We start from the raw sequence: 4,207 nt of genomic DNA, 5'->3' as shown, positions 1-4,207 counted from the left end.
GGTGGAACCGGAGGTGTGAATCACGTAGGCCGGCGACTGCGCATACAGCGTCAGCTCAGGCGGTGACGCCGGCAGCGACTGCCAATGCCCCGGCGCAAACTCCAGACCCTGACAGCCCTCACCCGCCACTTCGCTGAGCCGTGCGTCGCCTTCAGCACCGATCAGCGCCCTCGCCTGCGCAGCACCGAGCATCTGTTGCAGGCGCGCGCTTGGCGCCTTGACGTCGAGCGGCATGTACACCGCGCCAGCCTTGAGAATCGCCAACAGGCAAGTCAGCCAGTCCAGCGAACGTTCCAGCAGCACCGCCACCGGGTCGCCGACATCGACGCCCTGCGCACGCAAATAATGGGCGAGACGATTGGCCTCCTGATCCAGCGCCTGGAAAGTCACCGTTTGCTTGAGATCCCGAGCGGCCAGCGCCTGCGGCTGCCGAGCCACTTCACGCGCCCAGTGCTGCAACACCGTCAACGCCGGTTCGCGGTGAATGGCAAGCGCAGCAGGCCGTGGTGTGGCAACCGTGTGCAGTGGCGCCTGCGGCGAGTTGAGCAATTGTGTAAACAGGTCCAGCAACATCGGCACAAAACCGGCGACCGTTTCCGCCCGATAGAGATCGCTGGCGTAGGTCATCTGGCCGTGGATCAGCGCGCCGTCGTCGGTGATATCCAAGGCCAGATCGAAGTGCGTGCCGTCCTTGGCCAGCGGATATTCGCTTACAGTCAGGCCGGGCAAGGCCATCGAGCGCTGTTTCTGCATGCCGACGTTCTGGTTGAACTTGGCCTGGAACAGCGGGTTGTGGCCCAGGGTGCGCTCGGCGACCAATTCGTCGACGAGTTGCTCGAACGGCAATTCCTGATGCGCCTGCGCGCCGAACGCCGCTTCACGCACCTGCGCGAGCAAATCGGCGAAACTGCCGCGCTCATCGACCTGGCAACGCAGCACCTGGGTGTTGACGAAGAAACCGATCAGTCCCTCGACTTCGGCGCGGCCACGGTTGGCATTCGGCACGCCGACACGAATGTCGCGCTCGCCGGCCAGACGCGAAAGGAACAGCGAGAACCCGGCCAGCACCAGCATGAACAGGCTGATGCCCTGGCTGCGCGCAAAAACGTTGAGCTGTTGCGACAGGTCGGTGCCGAAATCAAAGCTCAGGGTCTGTCCTGCAAAGCTTTGCGTCAGCGGTCGGGCGAAGTCCGGCGCCACTTCCAGCAGCGGATGTTCGTCGCCCAATTGCTGACGCCAGTAGTCGAGCTGGCGCTCGCCCTCGCCGGCCTCCAGCCAGCGCCGCTGCCAGATCGCATAGTCGGCGTACTGCAACGGCAGCGCCGGCAATTGCGGCTCGCGCTGCAAGCTGAACGCCTGATAGCACTGCACGAATTCCTTGACCATGACGTCCATCGACCAGCCATCGGAGACGATGTGATGCATGCTCACCACCAGCACGAACTCATCGTCGGCCAGGGCAAACAGGCTCGCGCGCAACAGCGGGCCATGGCGCAGATCGAACGGTTGCGCGGTGACGTCTTGCACGTGTTGCGCGAGCAGTTCCTCGCGCTCTTGCGCGGCGATGCCCGTCAGGTCGAAGCGTTCCAGCGCAATACTTTGCTGCTCAAGAATCAGCTGATGCGCTTGATCCCCGTCGGTGTGAAACACCGTGCGCAACACTTCATGGCGCGCCAGCAGATGGTCGAACGAGCGGCTCAAAGCCGACTCATCCAGCCGGCCTTTCAGACGCAAGCCAGCGGCCATGTTGTATGCGGCGCTGTGCGGTTCCAGTTGCCAGAGAAACAGCAGGCGTTGCTGGGCGAACGACAGGGGAATCTGCGCGCAGTCGTGGCGGCTGACCGGCAGCGGCAACAGGCTGAAATCCTTGCCCTCCTCGCGCAGCTTGGCGAGAAACAGCCGACGCTGTTCCAGCGGCAGGCCGACGAACCTTTTTGCAATACGTTCCGCCATCGTGCCGCTCATACTTCTTCTCCTTGCAAAGCATTCATGAACTGATCCAGGTCGGACCAGTCGTCGTCGCCGCTCGTCTCGGCCAGTTGCCCTAGCACCTCGGCGAGATCCGCCAGCAGCGGTTTTTCGAACAGGCTGCGCAGCGGCAGCACCACGCCCATCTGCTCCTTGACCCGGGCAATCACCTGCGCGGCCAGCAACGAATGGCCGCCCAGTTCAAAAAAGTGATCGTCCAGGCCCACACGCGGCACGTGCAGCACCTCGGCCCAGACCTGCGCCAGACATTGTTCGGCCGGTGATTGCGGGGCGCGGTAATCGCCCTGCAACTGCGCAGGATCCGGCGCTGGCAAGGCCTTGCGGTCGAGCTTGCCGCTCGGTGTCAGCGGCAGGTTCGCCAGCAACAGCAGATGCCCCGGCACCATGTAATCCGGCAGGCTGGCTTGCAGCGCGGCGCGGGTCTGCTGACGGAACGCCGTTTGCGTTGCCGCGCTGGCAAGCACCGCAGGTTCTGTCACCACGTAGGCGACCAGTTGCGCACCGCCGGCGAATGGCACCGCCAGCACCACTGCCTCGCGAACGCCCGGAGATTGCTGCAGGCGCGATTCGATCTCGCCCAGTTCGATGCGGAAGCCGCGAATCTTCACCTGATGATCGACCCGGCCGACATACTCCAGCGCGCCATCGCCGCGCAGCCGCGCACGGTCGCCAGTGCGATACAGGCGCTGGCCGTCGGCAAACGGGTCGGCAATGAAACGCTCGGCGCTGAGGCTCGGTTGGCGCTGATAACCGCGCGCCAGCCCCGGCCCACCGATGTACAACTCGCCCACCGCGCCTTGCGGCAGCAGGTTCAGATCATCGTCGAGCACGTACAGACGCCGCGCCGCCAGGCCCTTGCCGATCGGCATCCCACGCCACGACACGTCCTGTGCGGTCAGCGCGGTGCAGTCATGAATCGTCGAGACCACCGTGGCCTCGGTCGGGCCGTAGGTATTGAGCAGGCGCACATGGCCGAGCCCGGCCTGTTGCCACAAGCGCAAACCGTCCACCGCCATGGCTTCACCGCCGACGTGAATCTGCCGCAGCGCGCCGAAACTGGCCGGCGGTTTCGCCGCATATTCCTGCACCAGCCAATACCAGTAGGCCGCCGGCAGGTCGGCCAGAGTGATTCCCTGATCGATGATCACCTGATGCAGCGTCGCGCTGTCCCACAACGGCGCATCGCGCATGACCACGCTGGCGCCATGGCACAGCGGCGGGAAAAACTGCTCGACGAAACCGTCGAAGCTGCTGGTGGCGAATTGCAGAACCCGGTCGCCTTCGCGCAGATCGCTGTAGTCGATGGCGCGGGCGATGAACTCGCTCAGCGCGCCATGACTGACCGCCACGCCTTTCGGCCGCCCGGTGGAACCCGAGGTGTAGATCACGTACGCGAGGTTGTCGGCTTCGACCGTGACCGGCAGGTTGTCGCTCTGCTCGCTGTCGGGCAATTGCTCCAAGCACAGGCATTCGATGCCGTCGAGCGGCGGCAGGCTGGCGAGGCTTTGCCGGTCGCTGAGCAACAGGTTCAAACCGCTGTCAGCGAGCACATGGCGCAAGCGTTCGGCCGGGGTCTGCGGGTCCAGCGGCACATAAGCACCACCGGCCTTGAGCACGGCCAACAGCGCCACCGCCAGTTCCAGCGAACGCCCCAGCGCGACGCCGACCAGCACGTCCGGGCCGACACCCTGTGCGCGCAACTGATGGGCTAAGCGATTGCTTCGAACGTTGAGTTCGTCGTAGCTGTATACCGGTGCAGGGGCAGTGGCCAACAGCACCGCCGGCGCTGGCGCAGTCCGTGCGACCTGCGCTTCGAACAGGCTTTGCACGCTGATAAAGCGAGGCGCTGGCGCTGTGGCCTGGATCAACCCGTGGCGTTCGCTGTCGGCGAGCATCGCCACTTCGCCGATCAACTGCTGCGGATCACGGCACACCGACTGGAGAATGTTGCGCCAATGTCCGGCCAGCGCGGCAATGGTTGCGGCATCAAAAATATCCGTAGCGTAAGTGAAGGCTGCAAACAGTTGCTCGCCCTCCTCGCGGGTGTCGAGCATCAGATCGCTGGTGGCTGCATGTTGCCGAGCGCTGCCGGCCAGTTGTTCCTCGCTCAGATAGCCCACGCGCAAGCCTGAAGCGAGTTGCGCCTGGTGCAAATCGGTGACCAGCGGCTGGTGATTGAACATCACTTGAAACAGCGGATTGTGGCTCTGGCTGCGCG

At 64.3% G+C, this 4,207-nt stretch carries 2 protein-coding genes; both read right to left on the bottom strand.

The genetic code is table 11. The annotated features are described in order from the left end of the window. Positions 1-1,965, bottom strand: a 1,965-nt coding sequence (locus OQK_RS19715) for a condensation domain-containing protein (protein WP_038861430.1), incomplete at its 3' end; no start/stop codon positions are given. Next, positions 1,962-4,207, bottom strand: a 2,246-nt coding sequence (locus OQK_RS19710; protein WP_016773895.1) for a non-ribosomal peptide synthetase, incomplete at its 5' end; no start/stop codon positions are given. The genes OQK_RS19715 and OQK_RS19710, both read right to left, overlap by 4 nt.

It is taken from the genome of Pseudomonas sp. R62 (assembly GCF_000257605.1).
In the GTDB taxonomy this organism is placed as follows: Bacteria; Pseudomonadota; Gammaproteobacteria; order Pseudomonadales; family Pseudomonadaceae; genus Aquipseudomonas; species Aquipseudomonas atacamensis.
Note: the sequence above shows the minus strand (reverse complement) of the source record. Positions and strands in the feature narration are given on the sequence as shown.